General features: G+C 65.5%; 26 protein-coding genes. 12 read left to right on the forward strand and 14 right to left on the reverse strand.

The features are described 5' to 3' along the window. The first annotated feature begins 69 nt into the window (after nucleotides 1–69). Entirely contained in the window at nucleotides 70–2,055 is a 1,986-nt protein-coding gene (locus E4S61_RS07955; protein WP_135303411.1) for a helix-hairpin-helix domain-containing protein, read from the forward strand. 356 nt (nucleotides 2,056–2,411) lie between these two features. Next, on the forward strand, nucleotides 2,412–3,539 hold the full coding sequence (locus E4S61_RS07960; RefSeq protein WP_135303412.1) for an ORC1-type DNA replication protein: 1,128 nt from the start codon (nucleotides 2,412–2,414) through the stop codon (nucleotides 3,537–3,539). On the opposite strand, the gene E4S61_RS07965 is transcribed toward E4S61_RS07960, so the two are convergent. The 4 genes from E4S61_RS07965 to E4S61_RS07975 form a co-directional block, all read right to left on the reverse strand. Next, entirely contained in the window at nucleotides 3,540–4,325 is a 786-nt protein-coding gene (locus tag E4S61_RS07965) for a DUF7089 family protein (protein WP_135303413.1), read from the reverse strand. It lies immediately after the preceding gene. Beyond that, the gene (locus tag E4S61_RS26970) at nucleotides 4,326–4,421 is read right to left on the reverse strand and encodes a hypothetical protein (protein WP_449405160.1); all 96 of its coding nucleotides are present in this window, start codon (nucleotides 4,419–4,421) and stop codon (nucleotides 4,326–4,328) included. An 85-nt stretch (nucleotides 4,422–4,506) separates the two neighbouring features. Beyond that, nucleotides 4,507–5,973 (reverse strand): MATE family efflux transporter, encoded by a 1,467-nt coding sequence (locus E4S61_RS07970; RefSeq protein ID WP_135303414.1) that lies wholly within the window; start codon nucleotides 5,971–5,973, stop codon nucleotides 4,507–4,509. 63 nt (nucleotides 5,974–6,036) lie between these two features. Further along, entirely contained in the window at nucleotides 6,037–6,282 is a 246-nt protein-coding gene (locus E4S61_RS07975) for a ferredoxin (protein ID WP_135303415.1), read from the reverse strand. Nucleotides 6,283–6,447: 165 nt separating this feature from the next. Here E4S61_RS07975 and E4S61_RS07980 point away from each other — a divergent pair, with 165 nt between their 5' ends. From E4S61_RS07980 to E4S61_RS07995, 4 genes are all read left to right on the forward strand, one after another. Further along, entirely contained in the window at nucleotides 6,448–8,859 is a 2,412-nt protein-coding gene (locus tag E4S61_RS07980; protein WP_135303416.1) for an ATP-dependent DNA helicase, read from the forward strand. Beyond that, a complete protein-coding gene (gene cgi121 / locus E4S61_RS07985) occupies nucleotides 8,859–9,383 on the forward strand; it encodes a KEOPS complex subunit Cgi121 (RefSeq protein WP_135303417.1) in 525 nt (174 codons plus the stop codon). Before E4S61_RS07980 ends, cgi121 begins: the two co-directional genes overlap by 1 nt. 81 nt (nucleotides 9,384–9,464) lie before the next feature. After that, nucleotides 9,465–10,778 (forward strand): oxidoreductase, encoded by a 1,314-nt coding sequence (locus E4S61_RS07990; protein ID WP_135303418.1) that lies wholly within the window; start codon nucleotides 9,465–9,467, stop codon nucleotides 10,776–10,778. Between the two features lie 70 nt (nucleotides 10,779–10,848). Next, nucleotides 10,849–11,691, forward strand: a complete 843-nt coding sequence (locus E4S61_RS07995) for an alpha/beta fold hydrolase (protein ID WP_135303419.1) — start codon at nucleotides 10,849–10,851, stop codon at nucleotides 11,689–11,691. 5 nt (nucleotides 11,692–11,696) lie between these two features. Here E4S61_RS07995 and E4S61_RS08000 read toward each other — a convergent pair whose 3' ends face one another. Continuing rightward, nucleotides 11,697–12,254, reverse strand: coding sequence for a MaoC family dehydratase (locus E4S61_RS08000; protein WP_135304670.1), 558 nt, complete (start codon nucleotides 12,252–12,254; stop codon nucleotides 11,697–11,699). A 296-nt stretch (nucleotides 12,255–12,550) separates the two neighbouring features. Here E4S61_RS08000 and E4S61_RS08005 point away from each other — a divergent pair, with 296 nt between their 5' ends. Genes E4S61_RS08005 through E4S61_RS08025 form a run of 5 tightly spaced genes read left to right on the forward strand, consistent with a single transcriptional unit; the run spans nucleotide 12,551 to nucleotide 15,912 of the window. Continuing rightward, nucleotides 12,551–12,847 carry an AbrB/MazE/SpoVT family DNA-binding domain-containing protein gene (locus tag E4S61_RS08005; RefSeq protein ID WP_135303420.1) on the forward strand — a complete coding sequence of 99 codons (297 nt, stop codon included), beginning with the start codon at nucleotides 12,551–12,553 and terminating at the stop codon, nucleotides 12,845–12,847. Nucleotides 12,848–12,853: 6 nt separating this feature from the next. Next, complete coding sequence (locus E4S61_RS08010) at nucleotides 12,854–13,405, forward strand: hypothetical protein (protein WP_135303421.1); 552 nt, start codon at nucleotides 12,854–12,856, stop codon at nucleotides 13,403–13,405. 47 nt (nucleotides 13,406–13,452) lie between these two features. After that, the gene (locus E4S61_RS08015; RefSeq protein WP_135303422.1) at nucleotides 13,453–13,998 is read left to right on the forward strand and encodes a poly(R)-hydroxyalkanoic acid synthase subunit PhaE; all 546 of its coding nucleotides are present in this window, start codon (nucleotides 13,453–13,455) and stop codon (nucleotides 13,996–13,998) included. 3 nt (nucleotides 13,999–14,001) lie between these two features. Beyond that, nucleotides 14,002–15,414, forward strand: coding sequence for a poly(3-hydroxyalkanoate) polymerase subunit PhaC (gene phaC, locus E4S61_RS08020; RefSeq protein ID WP_135303423.1), 1,413 nt, complete (start codon nucleotides 14,002–14,004; stop codon nucleotides 15,412–15,414). A gap of 48 nt (nucleotides 15,415–15,462) precedes the next feature. Beyond that, nucleotides 15,463–15,912: a TIGR00725 family protein gene (locus tag E4S61_RS08025; protein WP_135303424.1), complete on the forward strand. Its 450-nt coding sequence runs from the start codon at nucleotides 15,463–15,465 to the stop codon at nucleotides 15,910–15,912. Between the two features lie 16 nt (nucleotides 15,913–15,928). Here E4S61_RS08025 and E4S61_RS08030 read toward each other — a convergent pair whose 3' ends face one another. Beyond that, nucleotides 15,929–17,449 (reverse strand): hypothetical protein, encoded by a 1,521-nt coding sequence (locus tag E4S61_RS08030; RefSeq protein WP_135303425.1) that lies wholly within the window; start codon nucleotides 17,447–17,449, stop codon nucleotides 15,929–15,931. Nucleotides 17,450–17,592: 143 nt separating this feature from the next. Then, entirely contained in the window at nucleotides 17,593–18,093 is a 501-nt protein-coding gene (locus E4S61_RS08035) for a DUF7858 family protein (protein WP_135303426.1), read from the reverse strand. A gap of 174 nt (nucleotides 18,094–18,267) precedes the next feature. On the opposite strand from E4S61_RS08035, the gene E4S61_RS08040 reads away from it, so the two are divergent. After that, a complete protein-coding gene (locus E4S61_RS08040; protein ID WP_135303427.1) occupies nucleotides 18,268–19,128 on the forward strand; it encodes a transcription initiation factor IIB in 861 nt (286 codons plus the stop codon). Here E4S61_RS08040 and E4S61_RS08045 read toward each other — a convergent pair. The 7 genes from E4S61_RS08045 to E4S61_RS08075 are packed head-to-tail and all read right to left on the reverse strand — an operon-like array spanning nucleotide 19,107 to nucleotide 26,120. After that, on the reverse strand, nucleotides 19,107–19,772 hold the full coding sequence (locus E4S61_RS08045; RefSeq protein WP_135303428.1) for a MinD/ParA family ATP-binding protein: 666 nt from the start codon (nucleotides 19,770–19,772) through the stop codon (nucleotides 19,107–19,109). The two genes, E4S61_RS08040 and E4S61_RS08045, sit on opposite strands and share 22 nt — an antisense overlap. Further along, complete coding sequence (locus E4S61_RS08050; RefSeq protein WP_135303429.1) at nucleotides 19,769–20,464, reverse strand: DUF7857 domain-containing protein; 696 nt, start codon at nucleotides 20,462–20,464, stop codon at nucleotides 19,769–19,771. Before E4S61_RS08050 ends, E4S61_RS08045 begins: the two co-directional genes overlap by 4 nt. Before the next feature lie 33 nt (nucleotides 20,465–20,497). Continuing rightward, complete coding sequence (locus tag E4S61_RS08055; protein WP_135303430.1) at nucleotides 20,498–21,307, reverse strand: DUF7856 family protein; 810 nt, start codon at nucleotides 21,305–21,307, stop codon at nucleotides 20,498–20,500. Next, nucleotides 21,304–21,639, reverse strand: coding sequence for a DUF7855 family protein (locus tag E4S61_RS08060; RefSeq protein ID WP_135303431.1), 336 nt, complete (start codon nucleotides 21,637–21,639; stop codon nucleotides 21,304–21,306). The genes E4S61_RS08055 and E4S61_RS08060 overlap by 4 nt, the downstream gene beginning before the upstream one ends. Before the next feature lie 41 nt (nucleotides 21,640–21,680). After that, complete coding sequence (locus E4S61_RS08065; RefSeq protein ID WP_245180640.1) at nucleotides 21,681–22,280, reverse strand: DUF835 domain-containing protein; 600 nt, start codon at nucleotides 22,278–22,280, stop codon at nucleotides 21,681–21,683. 42 nt (nucleotides 22,281–22,322) lie between these two features. Then, the gene (locus E4S61_RS08070; RefSeq protein WP_135303432.1) at nucleotides 22,323–22,595 is read right to left on the reverse strand and encodes a DUF7854 family protein; all 273 of its coding nucleotides are present in this window, start codon (nucleotides 22,593–22,595) and stop codon (nucleotides 22,323–22,325) included. Then, nucleotides 22,596–26,120 (reverse strand): LAGLIDADG family homing endonuclease, encoded by a 3,525-nt coding sequence (locus E4S61_RS08075; protein WP_135303433.1) that lies wholly within the window; start codon nucleotides 26,118–26,120, stop codon nucleotides 22,596–22,598. Nucleotides 26,121–26,217: the final 97 nt, after the last annotated feature.

The following is a 26,217-nucleotide window of genomic DNA, read 5'->3' on the forward strand; positions in this document are numbered from 1 at the left end:
GCGAGAGGCCGGAGACACGTCAGCGAGCGACAACGGGTTTTTTCTCGTCGGCCTCGAATGAGTCGGCAGATGGAACTGGAATCGGTGCCCGGCGTCGGGGCGAAGACGGCCGCCGCCCTTCGCGAGCTGGACGACCCCGAACGGGCGCTCAGCGAGGGGGACGTGGCGGCGCTCGCGCGGGCCCCGGGCATCAGCGAGGGGCGGGCCGCCCGCATCGCTCGCGGCGCGATTCGCGCCGAACACGACGACCCTGGCGGGTTCGCCGCGACGCCGCGCGCCCGTGAGATATTCGGCGAGGCGCTCGGCCTCGTACAGGAGCGCACCGTCACCGACTACGCCGCGAAGCGACTGGAGACGCTGTATCCCAGCGGCGTGAAAGACCGCATCGAGGAAGTCCGGGCGTTCACCGAGCGAGCGATGGAGCGGGAGCCGGACCCCGACGTTCGAGCGGCCCTCGCGAGCGTCGAACCGCTTTCAGAGCCGAGCGACGTGCGGGTTCGGGACCGCTGTCTCGCCACCAGCGACGCCGAGCGTTACGCCGAGGCACAGGAGGCAATCCCGGAGGTCAGCGTCGAGGTGGTCGACGACGCCCGCCAACTGGCCGAACTCGCGCGCTCGTACTCGACCGTCGTGGCGCTGGACGAAGCCTTCGCCGGCGTCGATATCGAGGGCGACGTGCGGGTCGAACCCGACGCGCTCTCCGAGCCGGCGTCGGTCGTTCCCGAACGCGTCCTGACGTTCTTCGCGCGCAACCGCGACCGGGTGCGGGCAGCCGCCGAGGTCCACCGCGTCGCCGGCCTCGACGCTCCGTGTGACCTCGGGACGCTTTCGGACGCGCTGGAGCAACTCGACGCCGACGGGAGCGTGCGGGGCGACGACGAACTCGACCGGCTGTCGACGGCCGTCGACGACCTCGATGCGGCCGTCTCGACTGCCGAGAGCGTCGCCAACGACCACCTCCGGGACGCCATCGAGGAGCGCGACGTGACCATCGAGGGAACGGACCTGCTCTCGCTGGTCGAACGCGGCGCGGGCGTGGACTCGCTCCTCCAGCGCGAACTCGCCGACGAGTACGCCGCCGCCGTCGAGAAAGCCCGCGACCACCTCGTCGACGCCCTGCAACTGCGGGACACCGAGGCGACCGCCCGACGAGCCTTTCCCGACGAACCCGCCTATCCCGTCGAGCGACAGGAGGACGTAGTGAGCCGACTGCGCGAGGAACTGACCGCCGCGCGGGACCGCCGTGCGACCCGGCGAAAGCGCGAACTGGCTGACGATCTAGCGGAGATGCGCGCCGATGCCGAGTCGCTCGTTACCGCCGCTCTCGAACTGGACGTCGAACTCGCCGTCGCCCGCTTCGCCGCCGACTTCGAGTGTACGCTCCCCGAAGTGACCGACGAGGGCGGTTTCGAAATCGAGGGCGGGCGCTCACCCTTACTCGACGTAGCCTTCGGGGAGGTGGAACCGGTCGATTACAGCGTCTCCGGCGTCACCGTCCTCTCGGGGGTCAACAGCGGCGGGAAGACGTCGACGCTCGACCTGGTGGCCCTGGTGACGACGCTCGCGCACATGGGCCTGCCCGTCCCCGCCGAATCCGCCAGAATCGGCCGCGTCGCGGAACTGCACTACCACGCGAAGACGCAGGGAACGCTCGACGCTGGCGCGTTCGAGGCAACGCTCCGGGAGTTCGGCGGGCTCGTGACCGACGTGGCCGCCGACCGCCCGGTGATGGTGCTCGTCGACGAACTCGAATCCATCACAGAGCCCGGCGCGGCGGCGACCATCATCGCCGGCATCCTCGAATCGCTGGCCGAGCGCGAGGTGACGGCCGTCTTCGTCTCCCATTTGGCCGAAGACATTCTGGCGGCGTCAGACGCCGACCTCGCCATCGACGGCATCCAGGCAGAGGGACTGGTCGACGGCGAACTGCGGGTGAACCGCTCGCCGGTGAAGGGGAAGCTCGCCCGCTCGACGCCGGAACTCATCGTCGAGAAACTGGCCGACGACGGGGGCGGGGAGGGGTTCTACTCGGGGTTGTTGGGGAAGTTCGAGTAGCGAGGGGCGACGACCGAACGATGGTGAGGGAGTCGTCCTGCGGCGGAACGGCGACCACCGGGAGCCGTGGAGCAGTAACGTGGTTCGGAGCGAGCGACGCGAGCGAAAACCACGAAACGCGAACGGCGAACGAAGTGAACCGTGAGTAGCGAGGGTCCAAGCCTGCAAGGACCCTCGGAACGAAGCGACGGCGGCCTCTCGGAATAGCGAGCGGCGACGCCGCGAACAAAGCGAACTGTGGAGTGGTGAGAAGTGCGACCAGAGACTGTAGCGCAACGATACCGTCGCTTGCATGCGGTTTCACTTCCACCGTTGGTGGCAAATGGTTAAGTAGTCCGGGAAGCTCGGTGAAAGTGATGAGCGACGACCCCGAGGAGGGGATGCTCGGCTGGGACGAGTCGGTGTTCCGAGACGAGCACGTCTTCGAGATCGACTGGCTCCCGGAGACGTTCAAGCACCGGGAGACGCAGATGGAGACGCTGAAGTACTCGCTCCGACCCGCAGTTCGGGGCTCGCGGCCGCTGAACGTCATCGCGCGCGGGCCGCCGGGCACCGGCAAGACGACGGCCTCACAGATTCTCTTCGACGAGCTGACCGCCCAGACGGACGTACAGGCGGTGCGGGTCAACTGTCAGGTGGACTCGACGCGCTACGCCGTCTTCTCGCGGCTGTTTGCCGAGATATTCGAGTACGAACCACCCTCCTCGGGCATCTCCTTCAAAAAGTTGTTCTCACAGATTACGGACAAGCTCGTCGAGGAAGACGAGGTGCTGGTGGTGGCACTCGACGACGTGAACTACCTCTTCTACGAGAACGAGGCCAGCGACACGCTCTACTCGCTCCTGCGCGCCCACGAAGCCCACTCGGGCGCGAGAATCGGCGTCATCTGTATCTCCTCGGACCTCGAACTCGACGTTATCGACGCGCTCGACACGCGCGTTCAGTCAGTGTTTCGACCCGAGGAGGTGTACTTCAACCAGTACGACCAGACAGAAATCGTCGGCATCCTCGAAGAGCGGGTCGAGCGTGGGTTCAACGAGGGCGTCGTCGGTCCCGACGTACTGGACCGAGTCGCCGAGTTCACCGAAGAACAGGGCGGCGACCTGCGGGTGGGTATCGACCTCCTGCGGCGAGCGGGGATGAACGCCGAGATGCGCGCATCGCGGTCGGTCGAACTCGAAGACGTGGAGTCAGCCTACGACAAATCGAAGTACGTCCACCTCTCGCGCCGTCTGCGGGAGCTTTCGGACTCCGAGGCGGCGCTCGCGGAGGTCATCGCCGAACACGACGGCCAGCGCGCTGGCGACATCTACGACGCGTTCAACGACGTGACCGGCTTAGGCTACACCCGCTACTCCGAGATCATCAACAAGCTCGACCAGTTGGGCATCATCGACGCCGACTACACCGAGGTCGACGGCCGGGGCCGGTCGCGGGAGCTGACGCTCAACTACGACGCCGACGCGGTGTTAGAACGGTTGTAATCACTCTAGCTTCTCGAAAGTCGTCTCGGCCCACTGGATGGCGTAGTCGGCCCCGTGCTCTCGGTAAGCGTCAGTGTCGAGTGCAGCGAACGGCGCGGGGAGATCGAGGTCGTGTTTGACCGCGCTGCAGGCCAGTTCCGCCGCGGCCGCAAAGTCCGTCTGTCCGCGGGCGACTTCGCCCGCGAGGTCCGAGAGGCGAGGTTCGAGGCGCTCGCCGGCGTCGGCCCACGCGTCGTAGAGCTCGGGGTAGTCCTCTGCCCACGTCTCGAACGCGGCGCGAGTCTGGATACCGAGATACGCGTCGTACAGCGCCGCAGCGAGTTGGTAGGTGTCCGCGGGACCGAGTCGGTCGCCGACGACGTGGGTGAACTCGGGGTAGCGCTCGCCGAAGAAGCCCAGGAAGTGTTCGGGTTCGTCCAGACTCACCTCGACCAGCGCCTCGGCGACGAGGAAGTCGACGAACGGGGTCGGTGAGGTCTCCAGTCGCGGCTTGACGAACACGCAGGGCGGGTCGGTCTGGTGAGTCCACGCGACGCCGCCGTCGCCGGGCATCCCGACGGTGAGGTCGCTTCCCGCGAAACGCTGCAGTGCCTCGGGTGCGTCATCTGGGAGCCACGACGGGTCGAAACTGAGCGGGTCTACGGAATCAGTGACCAACAGCAGTTGCTCCGCGACCGCCGAGTCCAGCGTCTCGAAGTCGCGCTCGCAGTTCAACACGAGCGCGTCGGGGGCGTACGCCGCCTGAACCGCGGCCAGTTCCCCGGAGAGCGAGCGCTCGGTGAACATCTACGCCGAGAACACGATGAGGTTGGCGATGATGGCGACCGAGAGGATAGTCGATACAGCGAGCGTTCCGAGGACGATTTTCGTTGCCGTGCTCATGTGAGTCCGTATCGCAGGCCCCGCATTAAGTGTTGAGAAACGACTACCGCTTGCCAGACACCAGACCCGTCATACATAGTCCGTATCAGTCGTCCGCCACGCCGACGCTGGACTGCCGAGCGACGTCGCGCCACTTGCCTGTCCAGAAGCGACCGGTGTTGACGGCCGCCTTCACGTAGTAGTTGCCGACGAGAGCGACGAAGATGGCCGGGAGACCGAGTCCCAGCCCAGGTGCGACGCTGACGCCGACGAACGGAATCGTCACCGCGAACGTCGTCGGGAGCGCGAACGCCGCGACGGGGAGACGGAAACAGTAGTCGCCCAGAATCGTCCCGTAGAGCGGCCAGCGGGTGTCGCCAGCGCCTCGTAAGCTCCCGCGCATCGTCCGCGAGACGGAGAAGCCGGCGACGCCCAGTCCGAAGACGCGGACGAACTGTGTCGCGAGTCCGGGGAACTCGGTGCCAAAGAGCGAGACGACGGGCCGGGCGAAGACGACGAGGGCGGCGGCGACGGTCAGTTGCACAGCCAGCGCCACGCGCAGGGTCTGCCACCCGTAGTCCGCCGCCGAGGACTCCTCGCCCGCTCCGAGGTGTTGGCCGACGAGCGTCGACGCGGCAGTTGAGTATCCCCACGCGGGCATGAGCGCGAGCAACATCACCCGGCGGCCGATGGCGTAGGCCGCGAGCGTCGGCGTTCCGAGGACGCCGAGGACGAACAGGAATGGGAAGCGAGCGAACGTCTGGAGCAGGCGCATTCCCGCGAGCGGGAGCGCCACGCGGACGATTTCGGCTACGAGCGCGCGGTCGAACTGCGGCCCGGCGAACGACAGTTGGACGGCGTACCGCCCGGAGACCAGCAGTGCGAGGAAGATGGCGGCCGCGAGCGTGTTCGCAATCGCCGTCCCCCACGCCGCGCCAGCGATACCCAGTTCGGGGAACGGTCCCAGTCCGAAGATTAGCAGGCCGTTGAGCGCGACGTTGGTCGGCAGCGTCAGCAGGCGGACGTACATCGGCGTCCGCGTGTCCGCACTGCCCGCGAGCGCCCGCGAGGCGATCATGCTCCAGAAGCGGGGAGCCAGCGACAGCATCACGATGCTGAGATACGTCGCGCCGTAGTCGATTGTCGTCGCGTCGTTCGTGAGGATGTCGACGAGCGCGTCGGGATAGAACCACGAGACGGCGGTCAGCGGGACCGACAACAGGAGCGCCAGCCACAGCGACTGCTTGACCGCGAGATTCGCACGGGCTGGCTGGTCGCTTCCTTGCAGCCGCGAGACGACGCTGATGGTCCCCGAGGAGACGGCGAGCGAGAGCCCGAAGCCGACGAAGTAGTACTGAAAACCCAGTTCCAGTCCCGCGATGGCGGCGTCGCCGAGCGCGACGCCGACCATCAGGAAGTCCGCGAGCCTGAGGAGGATTCGCAGGCCACCGGTGACCATCACTGGCGCGGCGAGGTCCGTCGCTTCGGTCGCTTTCTCTCGGTCGACCAGGCCCATGCGGGCCAGCACCGCTGGGACACCCTTCACGAACCGCTGGAGGAGACGGCGGACCATCTACGGCGTCCAGATGGAGGAACGCGCTCTCGGAGTCAGGGCGGGAGCGCCGTTCATGGCCGCTCAAGGAATCAACTGCTCGCCGTCGTCGTCGTAGACGGCGATGGCCTCGACCGGACACGCGCGGGCCGCGAACTTCGCGTCGAACTCGGCGTCTTCCGGAACCTCGCGCACGAACAGGTCCTCGTCCCGTTCCTCGCTGTCTGCGAGCACTGCCTTGCCGGCGTCCTCGTCCTTCTCGAAGGCGTCCCACTCCGCGACGCACTGGAACATCCCGATGCAGGTGTCGCGGTCGTACTCGATGTGCATACACTTGCGTTGGCCCGTGACGGCCAAAGGCGTTCCCCTCGGTCACTCTTCGGCGAGCCACCGACGTCCTCACCCGTGACGTGTCATTCGACCGCATGCCCCATAGCGGTCGTGGGGAAATCCGAGACAACAGTTTAAATCGGAGCGGGCCCCAACGGAGGGACAATGGACGTTGCGGACCTGCCGGGTGTCCCCGAGTGGCTCCCGGACCATCTACGCGAGGACGGCATCGAGGAACTGTATCCCCCACAGGGTGAGGCCGTCGAAGCGGGCGTCACCGAGGGGCAGAACCTCGTCGCCGCCATCCCCACCGCCAGTGGCAAGACTCTCGTCGCCGAGTTGGCGATGCTCTCGTCGGTCGCACGGGGCGGCAAGGCGCTCTACATCGTGCCGCTTCGCGCCCTCGCCAGCGAGAAGCAAGCCGAGTTCGAGCAGTTCGAACAGTACGGGCTGGACGTTGGCGTCTCGACGGGCAACTACGAGTCCGAGGGCGGCTGGCTGGCCGATAAGGACATCGTCGTCGCCACCAGCGAGAAGGTCGACTCGCTCGTGCGCAACGACGCGCCGTGGATCGAGGAACTGACTTGCGTCGTCAGCGACGAGGTCCACCTCGTCGACGACAGCCAGCGCGGTCCCACGCTCGAAGTGACGCTGGCCAAACTCCGCCGGCTCAACCCCGACTTACAGACGGTGGCGCTCTCGGCGACCATCGGCAACGCCGACGAGCTGGCGGGGTGGCTAGACGCCGAACTCGTCGACTCGGACTGGCGACCCATCGAGTTACAGAAGGGCGTCCACTACGGACAGGCGCTCCACTTAGAGGACGGCCAGCAGAAGCGACTGGCCGTGAAGAACAACGAGAAGGCGACTGCCGCCGTCGTCCGGGATACGCTACAGGACGACTACGACGACGACGGGAACCTCGTCGAAGAGGGCGGGTCTTCACTCGTGTTCGTCAACTCCCGGCGCAACGCCGAGGCCGCCGCCGGACGACTGGCGAGCACTGTCCGTCCGCACCTCACGAGCGAGGAACGAACGCAACTCGCCGACGTGGCCGCCGAAATTCGTGACGTGAGTGACACCGAAACGAGCGACGACCTCGCCGACGCCGTCGCCGACGGCGCAGCGTTCCACCACGCTGGTCTCGCGCGCGGCCACCGCGAACTGGTCGAAGACGCGTTCCGCGACCGGCTCATCAAGGTGGTCTGTGCGACGCCGACGCTGGCGGCCGGCGTCAACACCCCCTCGCGGCGCGTCGTCGTCCGGGACTGGCGGCGCTACGACGGCACCGCGGGCGGGATGCAACCCCTCTCCGTGCTTGAGGTCCACCAGATGATGGGCCGTGCGGGTCGGCCGGGGCTGGACCCCTACGGCGAGGCCGTCCTCGTGGCCAACAGCCACGACGAACTCGACGAACTGTTCGAGCGGTACGTCTGGGCCGACCCCGAGCCGGTGCGGTCGAAACTCGCGGCCGAGCCGGCGCTTCGCACGCACATCCTCGCCACCGTCTCCTCGGGATTCGCTCGCTCCCGAGAAGGGTTGCTGGAGTTCCTCGAACAGACCCTATACGCCAGTCAGACCGACGAGAGCGGCCGTCTCGAAGCGGTCACCGACGACGTGCTGACGTATCTGGAGCGCAACGGTTTCCTCGAAATAGACGGCGGGGAACTCGACGCCACGTCGCTCGGCCACACCGTCTCGCGCCTGTATCTCGACCCGATGAGTGCCGCCGAGATCCTCGACGGGCTCGAACACTGGCAGCGCCACGCTGGGGACGCCGACGGCGAAACCGACGAGCGCGACGCCGCCGAGGGCGGCTTCACGACCGCGAGCGAACTGGCCGACGAACAGACCGCCGAAGCGAGCGTCGACGCCGACCCCGACGAGATATCGGCGCTCGGTCTCTACCACCTCGTCTCGCGCACACCGGACATGTACCAGCTCTACCTCCGTTCCGGCGACCGCGAGGAGTTCGAGATGGAACTGTACGAACGCGAGTCGGAACTGCTCGGTCCGACGCCCTCGGAATTCGAGGACAGCCGCTTCGAGGACTGGCTCTCGGCGCTGAAGACCGCGCGACTACTCGAAGACTGGGCCGAGGAGGTCGACGAGGAGACCATCACCGAGCGCTACGGCGTCGGCCCGGGCGACATCCGCGGGAAGGTCGAGACGGCCCAGTGGCTACTGGGGGCCGCCGAGTCGCTGGCCAACGAGGTCGACGCCGACGTGGCCCGCGCCATCAGTGAGGCCCGCATCCGCGTCGAACACGGCGTCCGGGAGGAACTCGTCGAGCTCGCCGGCGTTCGTGGGGTCGGCCGAAAGCGCGCACGACGCCTGTTCGAGGCCGGCATCGCCGACCGTGCCGAGCTCCGTGACGCCGCGAAACCAGTCGTGTTAGCGGCCCTTCGGGGTCGTCGGAAGACGGCCGAAAACGTCCTGGAGAATGCCGGCCACCGCGATCCCTCGATGGAGGGCGTCGAACCTGACCCCGACGTCGAGGTGGACACGGCTGACCCGCGTGATGGAGTCGAAGACGACGACACGAGCGAGGACCAGTCGAGCCTGGGTGATTTCTGATGGAAGTGGTAGAAGGCGTCGCCGATGTCGCGGATGTAGGGGAGTTCGTCGAACGCGTCGATGCTATCGGCGAGCGTCACGGCGTGACGGTGCAGGTGTTCGACGCCCGCTACGTCGTCGACCGCGCACACCTCGAACGGGCGGTCGAACTGGCGACGCGCGCGCATTCGCGGAACGACGCCATCGCCGAGGACTTCGGCGTCGAGATACTGCTGTACGCCGCCGGTCGGCGACAGATCAACCGCGCACTGGAGATGGGCGTCAGCGAGGGTGAGACGCCAGTCGTCGCAGCGGTAGTCAGCGACGAGGCTGACGGCGACCCGACGGCAAGCGAGGACGACACCGAAACCGGGGCCGCCGCCGACCTCTGCGAACTGCTCCCACCCACCGAAACCCTCGGCGAGTACGACCCCGAGCGAGTGCGCGCGTTCTTCGACGTGACCGACACCGAACTGGCGGCCACCGACGGCACGCTCGCCGACGCTGTCCGCGAGCGAGTGGCGCTCCTCGTGGTCGAGAAGTAGCGGCAAGCGTTTTCCCACGGAACGCCCTAGAGCCACGCGAATGAGTCCGCGAGCCGACCAACCATCGCGTCCCGCCCGACAGTGACAGCGCTCGAAGCGCCGGTCGACATCGGCGGCGTCACCGTCCCCAACCGGCTGTATCGCGCGCCGGTACTCGAATGTGCTGGCACCGGTGACGAGGCGGCCGTCGACGCGCTCGTCGACGAACTCGAACCGACCGCCGAATCGGGCGTCGGTCTCGTCTTCCAGGGAGCCAGCGTCGTCACGGAGACAGGCGGATTCGCCGCTCCGAACATGACGCGGATGCACGACCCCGAGTTCGTCGCTCGCCTCGAACGGCTGACCGACGCGATTCATGCACACGAGGGCAAGATATTCGTCCAGCTCGCACACGGCGGACTGCGGAGCCTCTCGCTGTGGCATGGTGAGTATCGAGAGCGGTATCCCGACCGGCGACAGCTCGCCGTCTCTCGGCCGCCGCGCGCCCTCCGTCTGCTCGATCGTGCGGGCATCCTCTCGTTGAAGCCCCACGTCCTCTCGACCGAGGAAGTGTACGACCTCGCCGAGCAGTTCGGTCGCTCGGCCGGCTACGCCGTCGACGCCGGCTACGACGGGATCCACCTATCAGCGGCCAACATGGGGATTGTTCAGCAGTTCCTCTCGCCGTACTACAATCGCCGGGACGACGAGTTCGGCGACGGCGTCCGCTTCTTAGAGGTCGTTCATGACGCCGTCCGGGATCACGCCGGCAACGTCCCACTGATAACGAAGGTTCCGGTCGAGACGGATTCACCCCCGTTCGTCCGGAGCCGCATCTCCCGCTCCTCGGGTCTCGATATGGCACAGCGCCTCGACGAGATCGGCTACGACGCGCTCGTGCCCGTCCTGGTGTCCGTGTTCTGGGACATGAGCATCATCCGCGGCGCGTTCCCCGACCGAGCGTGGGCGGCGGCCGACCTTCAGTCGGCGTACGAGACGGCGTTCGGGGGGCCGAGACGAGCGCGCGCGGTGGAACTGCTCAACCGACTGCAGGCCCGGCAGTTCGACCGCGACCCAGGCTGGAACGCCGACTTCTGTCGGCAGGTCCGACGGCGCGTCGACGTCCCGGTGCTACTGGAAGGCGGGCTGCGGGCCCGCGCTGACTGCGACCGCTATCTGGGCGACGACGGTAACGCGCCCGCCGCCGACATGGTGGGCATGGCTCGGCCGTTCTACGCCGAACCGCGACTCGGTACACGCTTGCTGGCGGGCCACGACGCGCTCTGTGCGAGTTGCAATAACTGTACGATCCCACAAGTCGCCGGCGAACCGGGCCGCTGTCGGACGCCGTCGGTCGTCCGGGCACAGGCGCGACTCGCCGAAGAAAATGCCTACGAGAGAGATAGCAAGACATAGCGGAGTTAGCGGACGAGCGATATGAATTGCAACCAGCACACTCATCCGAGTCGAAGCCCGAAGGTTCCCAATGAATTCTGAGATTGCATCGGACCACATCGAGGTGTCGGTCGAGGGCGACGACGTAGACCTCCACTATCGGACCGGCGGCGACGGGCCGCCGATGGTGTTTCTGCACGGTATCGGACTGGACGCCGCCACGGTGTCCTGGCGACACGCGCTGCCTGCGCTGGCCGAGGAGCGCACCGTCTACGCGCCCGACCTGCCTGGACACGGAAAGAGCGATAAACCGGACCGCGACTACACGACCGAGTTCTATCTGGAGACCGTCGAGGCGTTCCTCGACGCGCTCGATATCGACGAGCCCGCGATGGCAGGCTTATCGATGGGTGGGGCACTGGCGCTGGGCCACGCGCTCGACGGCCGTGCGATCGAACGGCTCGTGCTCGTCGATAGCTACGGACTGGGTGCGGACGCCTATTGGCGAACGGCCGCAAGCGGCATCTTCCAGACGCCGATGCTCGGCAACATGCTCTGGCAGGGCGTGAGCGCCTCGAAACCCGCCATCCGGACGGGTCTCCGAAGTATGGGCGCGACCGAGCCGCCACAGCAACTCGTCGACGACGTGGATTCAGTCGTCGACCGACGGACGGTGCGGGCGATGCGGCGCTGGCAACGTAGCGAGTTCCAGCAGAACGGGTTCCGAACGAACTACGCCGACCGGCTCGCGGAAGTCGGCGTTCCGACGATGCTCGTCCACGGCAAAGAGGACCCGCTGCTCCCCGAGTCGTGGTCCAAACGAGCGGCGACGTTACTGAAAGAGAGTCGGTTGGAGATTTTCGAAAAATGCGGCCACTGCCCGCCGCGCGAACAACCGGAGCGATTCAACCGCGTCGTGCAGTCGTTCTGCTAACGTTCTCAGTTCGGCAGTTCGTCGATGAGGACGACGGCCTCGCCGTCGATGACGACTTCGTCGTCGCTCTTTACGCGCGTCGTCAGGCGGTACTGTTCGTCGCCGAGGTCCTCGACGATCTCACACTCGGCGGTGAGTCGGTCGCCGATGCGAACCGGGTTGTGGAACTCCAGATCCTGCGAGAGGTAGATGGTCAGGCCGGGGAGACGGGCGAGTCCGGCGCTGATGAGCGATCCCACCAGTGTCCCGTGGGCGATACGGCCGCGGAACCGCGTCTGCTCTGCGAACTCGTCGTCTAGGTGAAGTGGGTTCGTGTCGCCGCTGGCGGCGGCGAACTGTCGGACGTCGTCGTCGGAGATGGTCTTCGTGAACTCGACGCGGTCGCCGACGCCGAGGTGGTCGGGGTGGTCCTCGGAGATCGTGACGTGCCACTCCGGCAGGTCCTCGTTTGGCTCGATACGCTCTGCAGGCGGTTCGGTGACGTCCTCGTCCTCACCGTTGTCGTGCTGGACGCCGAAGGCCGCGAACGCGGCCCGGTTGGCTGCGACGACGCTGTTGAACATATGCGACGAGGTTTCGGTCCACGTATCGAGCAGTGGGTTCCGAGGCGATTCAGAACTCATTGATGAGTCGTATTTAGCGGTCCGAGTATTAAGTCTTGGCGTTATTTCGAGTTCTATACGCCCGAGACGGCTTCTACCCGCCGAGGACGGGGATTTCGAGGTTCAGTAACACTTCCTCTCGTAGCGAGCGAGTCGTTCGCCGACGCTCAGCCCGTTACCATTCTCTACCATTCAATGGTAGCAGGTGGTATTCTGCGGAAGTCTTAAGTCATTGAAGGGTGTAGGTGGAAGTACCGATGGCCGATGAGGACGACGGTCTGATGTGGCCCCCGATGTTCAAGGGGATGCAGCAGGCGAGCGAGAACGCGATGGAACAGCAGCAACAGATGATGAAACAGTTGTTCGCCGGCGGTGGCATGCCGAGCTTCGATATGAATCAGCTCGGTGCGATGAGCCAGATGGCGACGTTCAAGACGCGCGTCCAGAGCGGTGGCCGTATCAGCATTCCCGACGCCGAACGCGAAGCGCTCGGCATCGAGGAAGGCGATATCGTCCAGACAGTCGTCCTCCCGGTCAAAACAAACACGGAGTAATCAACAATGGTAGACTACACCACCCCCGTCACGACCGCTTTCGAGATGCAGCGCGCGACAATCGAACAGAGCCAGAAGGCCCTCGAACAGAGCGTCACCTTCCAGCAGAACGTCAACAACGCTGTCATCGACAGCCTCGACACGCAGGAGTCGGCCCAGCGCCGCGGCGTCGAGCTCTCGAAGACCGCCTTCCACAGCTACCTCGACGCGGTCGAGGCGACCGTCCCCGGCATGGCCGGCCCCATCAACGAGGTTCGGCAGGCCGTCGACGAGCAGTACGACTTCCTGCTGGAGAACCACGCCGAAGTGTTCGACAACCTCGAAAGCGAGATGACCGAGGGCGCGGACGCCTACGACGAGATGACTGAGGACTACCTCAACGCCGTCGAGGAGCAAGTCGACATGCTCGTCGAGGCTCACGAGGAACTCGAATCTCAGTCCGTCGAGGTCGCCCAGCAGTTCGGTGACCAGCTCGAAGAGGTCCAAGAACAGGTCGAGGAGATCCAAGATCAGGTCGAAGAAGTGCAGGCCCAGGCCGCCGACGCCGTCGAGGCGTAACGAACCAGCCGTTTTTTGTGCGCTAGAGTGCGAGTTACTACATACCAATGAGCGATACCAACCAGATGCAGGACAATTGGGCAGAGATGGTCGAACAGATGAACGACGCCGTCGCCGATTCGATGGAGCAGAACATGAAGGCACAGGCTGCCTTCGTCGAATCCTGGGCCGACGCCGTCGAGGACTCCCTCCCGAAGGAGGACGAACTCTCCGAAGGGCTTCAGGGTTACAACCAGGCCTACGAGGAGTGGATGAACGCGGTAGAGCAGATGGTCGAACGCTCGGCCGACGCCGCACAGGGCGAGGATGTCGACCCCTCGGAGTTCCGCGACATCTGGCTCCAGTCGGCCAACGAGGCGTTCAAACACGTCATGGGAACCTCGGCCTTCGCGGCCGCCAACGGCCAGCTCGTCGAGTCCATGATGGAGATGCAACAGGAGGCCGACGAACTCAACCAGGACGCCATCGCCCAGATGGGCTTCCCGACCCGCGACGACATGGACGAGGTCGCAGAGCGCCTCCTCGAAGTCGAACGCCGTCAGCACGCCGTCGAGGAGAAACTCGACCGCGTCCTCGAACACCTAGAAGAGTAACTCATGTCCAGTAACCAATTCAACCCGTTCGCGGCCGCCCTCGACTGGCAGACCAAGACGCTCGAATCCATGTCCGAGGCCGCAGAGACGAGTCAGGTCGCCGACGAGCGACTCGAACTGATGGAGTCCGTCGAGGTCGGCCAGACGCCGAGCGAGGTCGTCTACGAGGAGAACAAGCTCGAACTGCTCCACTACGACGCGGAAGCCGCCGGTATCGAGGTTGACGAGGAGGACAAGGAGTCAGTTCCCATCCTCATCGTCTACGCGCTCATCAACCGACCGTACATCCTCGACTTGCAGGAAGAACGGTCGGTCGTGCGCCGACTGCTCGAAGCGGGTCACGACGTCTACCTGCTCGACTGGAACGAGCCCTCGCGTCTCGACCAGCACCTGACCCTCGAGGACTACGTCAACCGCTACATCGACAACTGCGTCGACGTCGTCCGCGAGCGCTCCGGCCAGGATAGCATCAACATCCTCGGCTACTGTATGGGCGGCACCATGTCGGTGATGTACGCCGCGCTCCACCGAGAGAAAGTCAACGCGCTCGGGCTGATGGCCGCCGGGCTCTGTTTCGATCAGACCGGCGGCGTCTTAGAGGAGTGGGGCTCCGACGAGTACTACGACCCCGAAGACGTAGTCGAGACGTTCGGCAACGTCCCTGCGAACATGCTCGACATCGGCTTCGCGCTGATGGACCCCGTCGACAACTACGTCTCGAAGTACATCCGCCTCGCGGAGAACCTAGAGAACGAGGCGTTCGTCGAGAACTTCGGCCGGATGGAGAAGTGGCTCGGCGACGGCATCGACATGGCCGGCGACACCTACGTCCAGTTCCTCAAAGACGTCTACCAGGACAACAAGCTCTACAAGAACGAACTGGAGGTCGGCGGCGAACACGTCGACTTAGAGAAACTCGACATGCCCGTTCTCCAGTTGATGGGCGAGTACGACCATCTCATCCCGCCGGCGGCGTCCAAGCCGTTCAACGACGTCATCCCGAGCGAGGACACGCGGACCATCGAGTTCTCGACCGGACACATCGGTCTCTCCGTCTCCTCGTCGACTCACGCAGACCTCTGGCCCGAGGTCGCCGAGTGGTACAAGGAGCGCAACCGGCAAGACGAAGAGGTCGACATCGAGGTCGAATCACCCGACGGGGCTGCCGAGGAAGCCGTCGAAGAGGTCGCCGAGGACGTCGACGAAGCCACCGACGCGGCCGCCACCGAAGACGTCGGGACCGAACCCGCCGCCGACGTCGAGACCGTCGACGGCATCGGCCCGACCTACGCCGACCGGCTTCACGAAGCTGGCGTCGACACCGTCGCCGACCTGAAAGACCACGACGCCGCCGAGATTGCCGAACTGGCCGAGACGACCGAGTCTCGCGCCCAAGAGTGGCTCGACCAGCTGTAGTTCGGTCGCCGGCGACTCTTTTTCTTCGCGCTCGCCCAAAGAGCGGGCATGCGCGTCTCCGTCATCGGCGGTTCGAAGATATCTGACGAACAGTACCGACAGGCACGCACCGTCGGTCGATTGCTCGCCAAAGCGGACCACGAAGTCGTCTGTGGCGGTTTGACCGGCGTCATGGAAGCGGTCTGTCGCGGCGCGAACGACGAGGGCGGCCATACCATCGGCATCCTCCCCGGCGAGCGCCGCGCCGCCGCCAACGATTACATCGACACCGTCGTCGCCACCGGCCTCGGGAACGCCCGGAACGTCCTCGTCGTGATGAACGGCGCGGCGGTCATCGCCATCGACGGTAAAGCGGGGACGCTCTCCGAACTCGGGCACGCGCTCGATATGGGCCGACCGGTCGCGGGGCTGGGCACGCACGAACTCGACGAACTGGACGGCATCGAACACGTCGACAGCCCGAAAGCAGCCGTGGAGCACGTCGAATCGACAGTGTAGTCACCCAACGGGGTGGTCACTCCAGCCAATCGACGAAACTGCCATCGAGAAGCGTCTCGCGTTGGTGGCGAATGTACGCCGACTGCATCCCCCAGATGGCCTCCGCCAGCGGGACCTTCTCCTCGACGCGCTGTCGGACGTACTCGTGCTTCCAGCGAGCCGGGGTAAGCCGCCGGTCGGCGCGTTCGCGCAGCGGTCGGATGTACTCGTGGGCCTCCTCGGTCGAGAGCCCGTGCAGTTCCAGTCCCTCTCGGGCCAGTTCGAACAGTTCACCGTACATCTCGTCGATCGCTGTCGTCGTTTCGCCGTCCGCGGTTATCCACTCGATATCGGCTTGCAGACCGTCCTCGACGGCGGCATAGAAGTTGTCTTCCGCCGTCGCCCAGTCCTGTGACTGGATGGGGTGTTCGAGTTTCGGCAGACTCTCCATCAGCCCGGCGAACAGCGCCTCGAACGCGATTGCGTCGTCGACGGTGGGCTGGGCCGGGAGCGGACGGAACTCGATACGGGCGTTGGCCGCCGAACGGGTTGCCCCCTCGAAGACCGGGCGAACCCACCGCCAGTACGAGCCGTGTTTGTGTCGCAGGTGGACGAAGTCGTCGTCGAACCGGGTGCCCGCTCTGAGGTCCATCGGAACGATGGTGTCGTCCTCGACGATATCGTCGATAGCGTCCTCGACGGTGTCGAAGTCGGGTGGGAAGCAGACCTTCGGCGGCGTCGGGTCATCTTCCGGCGGGTTGAGGACGGATTCGAAAACACCGATGCGGTTCTCCATGTGGGCGTCTTCCACGATCTCCTCGTCGGGCGCGTCGTCGTAGAGGTCCGGCGGGAAGAACGGGGCGTTGACACCGAGTGCCAACACCGGGCCAGCGACGCGGAGCGCGTAACTGAAGTACTCGGGGAGGTCCGGCGCGTGGGGAATCTGGTAGTGTGGCTGAATCGAGGTGATGAGCGCCTCGGGCATCACCGACTCCGCTTGCAGCGAGACGTGTGGCGCGTCGAGTTCGAACGCCGACGGGTAGTCGGTGTTGGCCATCGTATGGTATCGCACCGAGTCGGACATGTTGGTCCCGATGCGAATGCCGTCCTCCTCGACGGCGTCACAGAGGTACTCGCGGGCGGTTTCGCCGGTCGGCGGGACCGTCCACATCCCGTCGGAAACCAGTCGAATCCCCTCGGTGCCGAGTTGCTCCTGGGCCGGCATCAGCGACGCCTTCAGTTCGTGACGCTGGGCTGCCAGCCCGTGGGAGTTGAGCGGCACGGGACTGGTCTGCATCTCCGCGTTGTGGAGGCCGAGTTCCTTCTCGAAGCCGACGAGTTCGAGCAACTGTCTGGGCACCCGACGGAGGGCATCGGTCTGGTCGTCGACGGCGTACAGCTCCAGTTCCATTCCGACGATGGCCTCCGTGTTGTCGAAGGTCCCCGACCGAACCTCCTCTTTGAGGAGTTCGGCCTCTTCGCGCGCCTGTGCGTGGAATGCCTCGGCGTCCACGTCGAGCGCCTGCGCGACTGCCGCGGCCAGTTCCGATGCCGACATAGCCGCCGGTTCACGACGCGAGGTGTTAAGCGTGGCCCAGTGGGGACGAGCGGCGTCTCGGCTGAGCGAGGCGCTACAACGCTACAGTAAGTCACCGACATGGTTCACTCTCGACGCCCCTGAGAGCACAGTGACACCCCGAATCACAGTAGCTCGCCGACGTCGCTCCGCGCCTCTCCCAGCGGATCCGTCTCGCCGAGTGGCGAGGAGAGCGCCCCCTCGACGGCGTCTCGGGCCGCCGGGAGCGGGTCGTGGCTCTCGACGTACGCCGCCAGCGCGAAGGTCCGCTCACCGACGCCGGTCAGCCCCATTGCGTCGCGCCGCGAGAGCTCACCGGTCAGCCAGTCGCGAACGATTTCGCGCCCCTGAGGCCCCACCGGCGAGACCTGCTCGCCGAGCAGGTGGAGCGTCTTGGCAGCGGTCACGGGCGGTACGTCGGCAGCGTGCCCACAGGCGTCGACGGCGGTACCGCTCGCATACGCCTCGACAATCGTCGCCGCCTCCGTCGTCGAACACGGCAACGCCGTCTCGAACGGCGTCAGTCGCTCGGCTAGCGACGCGTCGGTGTCGTCGACGGCCGCGACCCCACACTCCCGCTGGTGTTCGGTCACCTCGATACCAGCGGCGATTTCCGATAACCCCATTGGAATATTTTTCTTCCTTTTTAGATTTAATACTGCCGACTCTGGCCGAGAGCAGAGTCGGTGCCACTAGTCGATACCTACCGGTTACCGGTAGGTAGATGACGCCGAAAAACGCCGTTTCACCGCCTCAGCATCGGTTTTTTAACCCCCACTCCGGTCGTAGCTCGAAGTACGATGAGCGCAACGACGGCAGGCTGTCCCGAATGTGACGGATCGCTTCGAAAAGACGGCTGTGAGACGGTGTGTGCCCACTGCGGACTCGTGGTCGGCGAGGACACCATCGACCGCGGCCCCGAGTGGCGCAGCTTCGAGGACGACGACACCGAACGCGCCCGTACCGGCGCGCCGTTGACCCGGTCTCGCCACGACCGCGGCCTCTCGACGGAGATCGGCCGCTCGACGCGACTGAAGGGGCGCAAGCGCCGACAGTTCGCTCGGCTTCGTCGCGAGCACCGGCGTGCGCAGGTGAGTTCGAAACGTGAGCGCAACCAGATCTATTCCTTCACCGAGATTCGCCGTATCGTCGGGTCACTCGGTCTCTCGAAGGCCATCCGTGATCGCGCCTGCGTACTGTTCGAGTCCGCACAGAACGCCGATCTCCTACAGGGGCGCTCGCTGGAGGGATTCGCTGCCGCCGCGGTGTACGCCACCTGCCGGACGGAAGGCGTTGCCAGAACCGTCGAGGAGCTGTGTCGGGCCGCACGCGCCGACCCGAGCGAACTCCGGGCGGCCTACGACGCGCTCAACCGCGATCTCGGGCTGCCGACAGGACCGATCGACCCCCGCGAGTACGTCCCCCGTTTCGCCACGACGCTCGACCTCCCCGATTCGGTCCGCACCCGTGCAGAACAGCTAGTGGACGAGGCGCGTGAGCGAGGGATCGTCGGTGGTCGCAACCCTGCCGGCGTCGCCGCGGCTTGTTTGTACACCGCCGCTCGCGAACAGGACATCGGGCTGACTCAAGCGGAGGCGGCCGACGCCGCGGACGTGACACCGGTGACCTTGCGCGGGACCTACACCGACCTACAGGACTGAACCGCGTCGGCGAGCGACTCGAAGGCGACGGTCGCGGGGGCGTCGGGTGCCATTTCGCTGACCGGGTGGCCGTGTCGCTGCGCCGCGGCGAGGGTCTCGCTATCGGGAATTGGGACGACCGGCGCGCCGAATCGGTCGGCGATTGCGTGGGTCGTCGGGTCAGGGCCGGCCCGATTGAGAACGACTCGACAGAGCCCCGCGTCCAGTTCCCGTGCGAGTTCTCGCACCCGTAACGCGTCGGCGAGCGCTGCGGCTCCGGGAACGGTAACGAGAACCGCTGCGTCGGCGACAGCGAGCGGGAGCCCGACGTCAGCGCGGAGTCCCGCAGGAGAGTCGACGACAACCCAGCGATACGCTCGGTCTAATTCGGTCAGCGCGTCGGCGAGCGCCGTCGGGTCGGCCGCTCGCGCCCCCGCAAGGGTCCGACCGCAAGGGATCATCGTCACCGGCCCGCTTGACCGGACGGCCTCATGGGGGGTCGCCCGCCCCGCGAGCACGTCGTGGAGGTCCGGGCCGTGGCTCGCCGGGAGGTCGGCCATGGCGAGGTCGCCGTCTACGACGACGCCGCGGAGTTCCGCGGCCAGATTATACGCGACCGTCGACTTCCCGACGCCGCCTTTGCCGCCGGTAACTGTTAGGATCATGCGAGACGAGCCAGCGTCTCGACGGGGACGCTGGCGGCCGCGCGGCGGTCCGCGAGCGTCTCGGCGCGTTGGGCCACCGTTCGGAGGTGTCGTTCGTCGAGTTCCGCCGAGTCCGCGAGCGTGCGGACCTCGGACAGCCCGCCCGCGTCGCCGACCGCAGTCGTCGCTTCCTGGAGCGTCTCGGCAGTGGCCAGCGCCTCGGCGTGTTCGACCCGACGGGCTATCTCGGCAAGCCACGAATCGACGGCACCCGGTAGTCGAACCGACGGCTCAGCCCGAATCGATGCTGGAGACTGCGGTTCAGACGTCTCGTTCGTCGCCACGTCGACCGGGACGGCGTCCGCCGGCGGCGATGGGTCGCCCAGTTCGCGCACAACGTCGGCAGCGGTTTCAGTTCGGTCGTCGATCGGGACGGCGTCGGGAGCCGCCGTCGCGTCGAGGAGTTCGGCGGCGGGATCGGCTGGCGGCGCGGGCGTCGCGTAGCCCAGCGCGTGCGACCCCGGCCCAACGACGGCCTCGAACCCCGAGTCGGTCCATCCCGCTTCGGGCGTGCCCTGTCGGCGCGGCGGCCACACCGGCCCATCGAGACGATTTCTGACCTGAACGCGCGTCGGTTCGGCAATCTCCCGCAACTGGGCGGTGACCAGCGTCACCCCGTCGTGTCGGGTAGTCGTGCAGTCGAAGCTAACCATGCCTCGACGTGGTCCCGTGTTCCGATTTAAATCTCAGCACTGAATAACCGGCGCGTCGAGCGCTGCTGCGGCGGCCGTGGGATGCTCGAAGCGGTCGACTTCGAGGACCACCGGAGCCTCAGTTCGTGCGACGCTGAGAACCGAGAGCGCCGCGAGCACCGGCTGCGCATCGAACGGGTCCGTCGGCGTAGAACCGGGGAGCGTATCGAGCGCCGCGACGAACCGCCCTCGCAGTCGGTCGACGAGCGCTGCGCGGGCGTCGCGTTGGCGGTTGGCCAGTCGGTCGGCCACCCGCCGTCGCTCGGCGCGACGGTCCCGATACGAGCGAGCGACATCTCGCCGCCGCTCCCGGCTCTGGACTGCGGCCGTCCGCTCGGTCTCCTGTTCGCTAAGCGCACTGGTCGTCTCCCGAACCGAACGCCGCGCATCGTCGGTATCGGCTTCCAGCGCCTTTCGCGCGTCCAATCGACCGCGCGCCGTCGCGGCGTCCTCCCGAAGCGCCGCGATAGCCGATTCAGCCACTGGATCACGGGCCAGCGGTAACGACGGTTCCTCGGGGTCCAGCGCGACCAGTTTCGCTCGGAGCGCGGCGATCTCCTCGTCGTGTGGCGTCTCGATGCCACGGGATCGGGCGGCGGCCGCGAGCGCAGTCCGCGTACGGAGCCCCATCTCCGGGGAGACGTGTCCACAGTAGTCGTAGACGGGCGTCGGGCTGGGAGCAGAAACCGCGGGCAAACACCGCTCGCCGCGAACCGCTGCGGCGATGGCCGCCCCACTGACCGCCCTCGCTCGGAGGTCGACGACGCGCCCGTGGTAGGTCGTCCCGGCGACGGTCAGTTTCACAGGTCCTCACCTCGCATCGCCGCCGGGTCGGGCAGGTCTCGGCCCGACGCGAACCGCTCGTACGGCGTCGAGGGATGGTCGCGCGCTTCGTAGGCGCTCGCAGCCTCGCGGACGTGCTCTGGCGCGTCTGCGGGCTCGAAGGGCACGACTCGCTCTAGTTGGACATCTAGCCCATGTTTCTCGTGGAGTCTGAGCGCCTGAAACGCGCCGAACTCCGTCCACTCCAGTAGCGCCGCTCGCCCGAGCTGGCGGACTACACACCCCTCGTGCGCCCGACAGACGTTCCGCAGGTCGCGTCGAGCCCTCCGCGAGTAAGTGACGACCAGTAACACCGACCGTCAAAAACCCTCCTGATTACATAAAATTTACCAATCTATACATGCAACAGTCCGCGCGTTCGAACCGTCCGCTCTCCATCATGGCACTCGACGACGGCGTCGAACAGCGACGCGAGCGCGTCGACCGTCTGTCGGTCGTGAGCCCTCGGGTCGATGTGAAAGTGCGCGCTGGCGTCGGCGGCATAGAGTTGGCCCGTGACCGCGTGGAGGAACTCGTACACCGTCGCTACGTCGACGTACTGCAGCAGCGCCGTCAGCGAGTCAAAACAGACAATCACGTCGTCGTGTTCCGAAAGCGACTGACTCAGCGTGATGCCCAATCCTGTCAGGTCGCCGGGCGTCGACACCGTCTGGACAGTCACAGCCTCCCCAGAGAGGTCCGCGTCGGTCCCGGTATCACCGACGGCAATAACCGAGAGCGACGGCGTCGCGTCCGTGGAGTGCGTTGTCTCTCGGTATGTCTCGACGCAGGCCGACGGCGTTTGCGTGTACGTGACCCACAGAATCGTCGTCTCCGAGTTGGCCCGGCCCAACAGGTCCGTACAGACCCCGCCACCGCCGTCTTCGCCGCTCATAGACGGCGCGGACACCAAGGTCGTCGCCGCAGCGGCAACCCAGTCGGGGCACTCATTCATGGGTTTCCGGCTTCCGTCGCCGCGTGGAAAGGTTCTTTCACCTCACTCGACGGCAGCGACGGTAAACGAGCCTGGATCGTCGAGGAGTGTCTCGACTCGCTCCCGCGCGGCGGGACCGGACGAGGCGAGGACGACGACGCCGTCGGCTGGGCCGTCGCCGCTCGCTCGGTATGCCTGCAGGTCCCCCTCGAAGTCAGACGCGTAGGTGCGCAACACGCCCCGAACCGTCGCTTCGAGATCCGAGAGCGAGCACTCGCCAGCCTCGAAGGTGGCGAGCGCGTCCTCGACGTTCCGAAGTGCGGAAATGCGGTCCATCTACGTCGTCCTGAGGTGGTCGGTTCGCGGTTCGTACACCTCGCCTTTCTGTTTCAGCTTCTCGATCTCGTGTTCGGCTTTCGACTCGTCGATGCCGACCTCCTCGGCGCGTTCGACGACCACGTCGATGGGCGCACCCTCGTCGTACTCGTCTTCGATGTCGGCGATGATACCCCGGATGTTCTGGATGCGGTCGCGCTGGCTCTTCGAGGTGCCGGTCTCGACTACGTCGGCGTCGAACTCTCCGGTCTCCGGATCGACACCGATCTCCTTCAGACAGTAGTGAGCGATGTCGACCGCACGGTCGGCGTCCTCCTCCTCGACGGTATCGGCCAGTCGGATGCGCGCCGAGGCCTCCGCGAGGCGGACGAGCGCTTCGAGTTTCCGGGCCGTCACCGGCACCGGCGCGTCGTCGTCCTGTCCCTTCAGTCGCAGATCGACGTAGAAGTCTTCGATGACCGATTTGGCTTCCTCGGTCATCGTCGGGAAGCAGTTGCGCTTCGCGTAGGCGATGTACTTCCGCAGGAGGTCCGGGTCGATGGTTGGTGCGACTTCGTCCGTGACAGTATCGACTTCCTCCTCGGAGAAGTTCGAGGTGGCGTTCTGGACTCGGTGCGTGTTCAGTTCGCCGGCGTAGTTCGTCTGGATGATGTGCTGAGCGAGGTTGCGGTCTTCTTCCTCGTTCGGCTGGTCGGTGACCGTAAAGATGAGGTCGAACCGGGAGATGAGCGCGGGTTCTAAGTCTATCTGCTCGCCGATGGGTTCGTACTGGTCGAAGCGGCCATACTTGGGGTTGGCCGCGCCAAGCAGCGAACAGCGGGATTTGAGCGTGGCGTTGATACCCGCCTTCGAGACGCTGATACGTTGCTGTTCGAGCGCCTCGTGCATCGCCGAGCGGTCTTCGGGGGACATCTTGTCGAGTTCGTCGACCGCCGCGATGCCCTGGTCGGCCAGCACGAGCGCCCCCGCTTCGAGCGTCCACTGCTGGCCGTCGCCGAAGTCGTCACGAACGGCTGCCGCGGTCAGGCCAGCGCTGGACGAACCCTTCCCGGAGGTGTAGACAGATCGGGGCGCGATTTCTCGGATATACGAGAGCATCTGCGAATTGTGCGAGACGACGCCGTTCGAGACGTAGTTGTGCGTTCCCTCGACTTCGAGGTCGTAGACCCATTCTTCGTCGGGTTCGACCGGTTCGATGGACTCGATTCGGTCCCAGCTAACATCCCCTTCAGCGAGTGCACCGAGCGCGTCGATATCCCGTCTCACTGCGTCAAGACCACCGCCATCGGTAGTCGCTGGAGCTCCTTCTGGTGGAGCGTCAATCTCGTTGAGTCGCGCTCGGAACGCCTCGACGACGACGGCGAGATTCTCGCGTCCCGGGTTCCGCCGACCGCGCTCGTAGTGTTGATACGTCGAGCGCGGAATCCCGCATTCCGATTGCGTGAGACCGAGAGTCTCGCGTAGCCGTCGCAGCTCGGTCCCGACAGCCGGAATCACGTCGAGATTCGTGTTCGCGTTCGTACCGTCGTACTGTTCACATGCTTCGCGCTTACGACTCGTGACGAAGCCGACACGTTCGACGTAACGGCCGAACGAGTCTCCAGAAATCCGCAGTCGGTAACTGCCGTTGTTTCGGGGCTTGAGTTGTGACGTGATACCCAGTGAGAGCAGCATGGACCGTACGTCTTCAAGCAACCCTCGACTCATCGACGCGACGGTGATCTCTCGCTGTGACGTAGAGACGTGTCCCTCCCCTTCGATGTATCCCTTTAGGAACCCAGCGACGACGGCATCGCTCGCGCTCATGATGTCTGTCGGGACACGGCGCTCGCTGGACGAGGAGAGTAACGTTTCGTCGAGTAACGCGAGGAAACTCACGAACTCACCAGCCGAACAGAACAACTCGCGGGCGTCCTTGCCGTCGTGTGGCACCCGTTCGGTGACGTTTAGATTCAGTGACTCGAGTACAGCCTTCGCATCGTCGAGGACCGCGCGGTCGTTGTTCGTTATCGAAACGAATCCAGTGTTATCCGCCCGCTTTTCGACGTATCCTTCGGCGGTTAGGTACCCCAGAAGCCGACCCAGATCAGGGGTCCACTCGTCGGGGAGTTCGAGGTCGATTCGATTGTGTGCCTTCGATTTGCGGAACTCGATGTCGAGGTTGTCCCGGCCGCTGGTCGGTACGTCTCGGGGAGTCGCAATGTGAGCGCCCTCAGACAGGTTTTCGGCCTTCGTCGCTTGGAATCGTCCGTCGGACTGGACGAACAGCGGATGTGACGGTGTCACGTCAATTTCCCGTCCCCTTGCGGTCCGTATCCGGTACAGCGTATCCGGTGCTTCGCGCTTCCAGACCTTCGTCGCCTGTTGTGTCGCAATTGTCCCGTCGTCCTGTAGTGACGGAACCTCGAAGTCCACCGAGTCCCACATACCGTCGTCGACCGGTTTCGGGTCGTCGAGGTTAGACTCGACAAGCTTCCGAATAGTCACGTTACGGCCGTCGGCGAGCGTAATCCGAGTGTCCCCGTGGACACATTTCCCGGTCCCGGGATCGCCGATCAGCAGCATGTGGAGGTCGCCACGTATCCGAGAGCCATCAGGAAGCTCCTTCGTGACCCCCGAGAAGAGCTGGAGCATCATGGCGAGTTTCTCCTTCTCGTAGCCGTAGATGGAAGGCGCGATAGCACCGACCATCTTCTCGTAGATGCCCGACTCGTTGGAGAGTTCGACGATTTCCTTCTTGTCGGCGTCGGTGATCTCCATGTCTTCGAACTGCTCGTCCTCGATTTCGACGCTGACGCCGTCCATGTAGATGTCGAACATCGGGGACTTCTCACGGTCGTTACCCCGCTGGTCGAGTTTGAGGATGCCGGTGACGCGGACGTGGTCGCCGGCGGTGACCTGGCCAGTGATGTCGTCCTCGACGTTGATATCGATGGACTGGGGCGTCTCGCCGCCGCGCAGCCCCTCGGGCGATTCCTGAACCCGAAGTTTCTGGGCGTCGATGAACTCCGACTGGTCGGTGTTCAGGCGGAACGGCCCCTGTCGCTCACAGCCCTGACACTCGTGAGGTTCCTGAAAGTCGCCGGCAGCCTGCGGGATGCGAGTGAGCGTCCCGCAACGCTGGCACTCGAAGGCGGCGGTGAGGACCTTCGGGCGGACGTCTGTCGCCTTACGGACGATGCCCTGGACGGCGATGAGGTTGCCGTGGTGTTCGTGGCGAATCTCGCGGATGTCCTCGGACTCGGGGAGGTTCTGGACGCGGACGTGGGCCTGCCCCAGCGAGACGTCGACCGGGAGGTCGTACAGGCGAAGCGCCTCCTCGGCGTACTCCTGGAGCTGTTCGGGCTTGGTCCGGTAGTCGTCGGCGAGGTCGGGGTCGAACCGGTAGAGGTCCTGCCAGTCGACGTAGAGGGATTTCTGGTCGTTGGGATATTTCTGGGCGAGTTCACCGATCTCGTTGCGGTAGTAGTTGCGGTAGAACTCCTCGAAGCGGTCGATGAGTTCGGTGTTCTCGGCGGTCGCCATTTGAGTGCACAGAGGTAACGCCCACTCGCCTAAGAAGGTTCGCAAAGGTGAGTGAAAGTGGTCGGCGGCGGTGCCTCAGTTTCGTTCGAGTGCGAGC

It is taken from the genome of Haloarcula amylovorans, from assembly GCF_004681185.1.
Lineage (GTDB): Archaea > Halobacteriota > Halobacteria > Halobacteriales > Haloarculaceae > Haloarcula > Haloarcula amylovorans.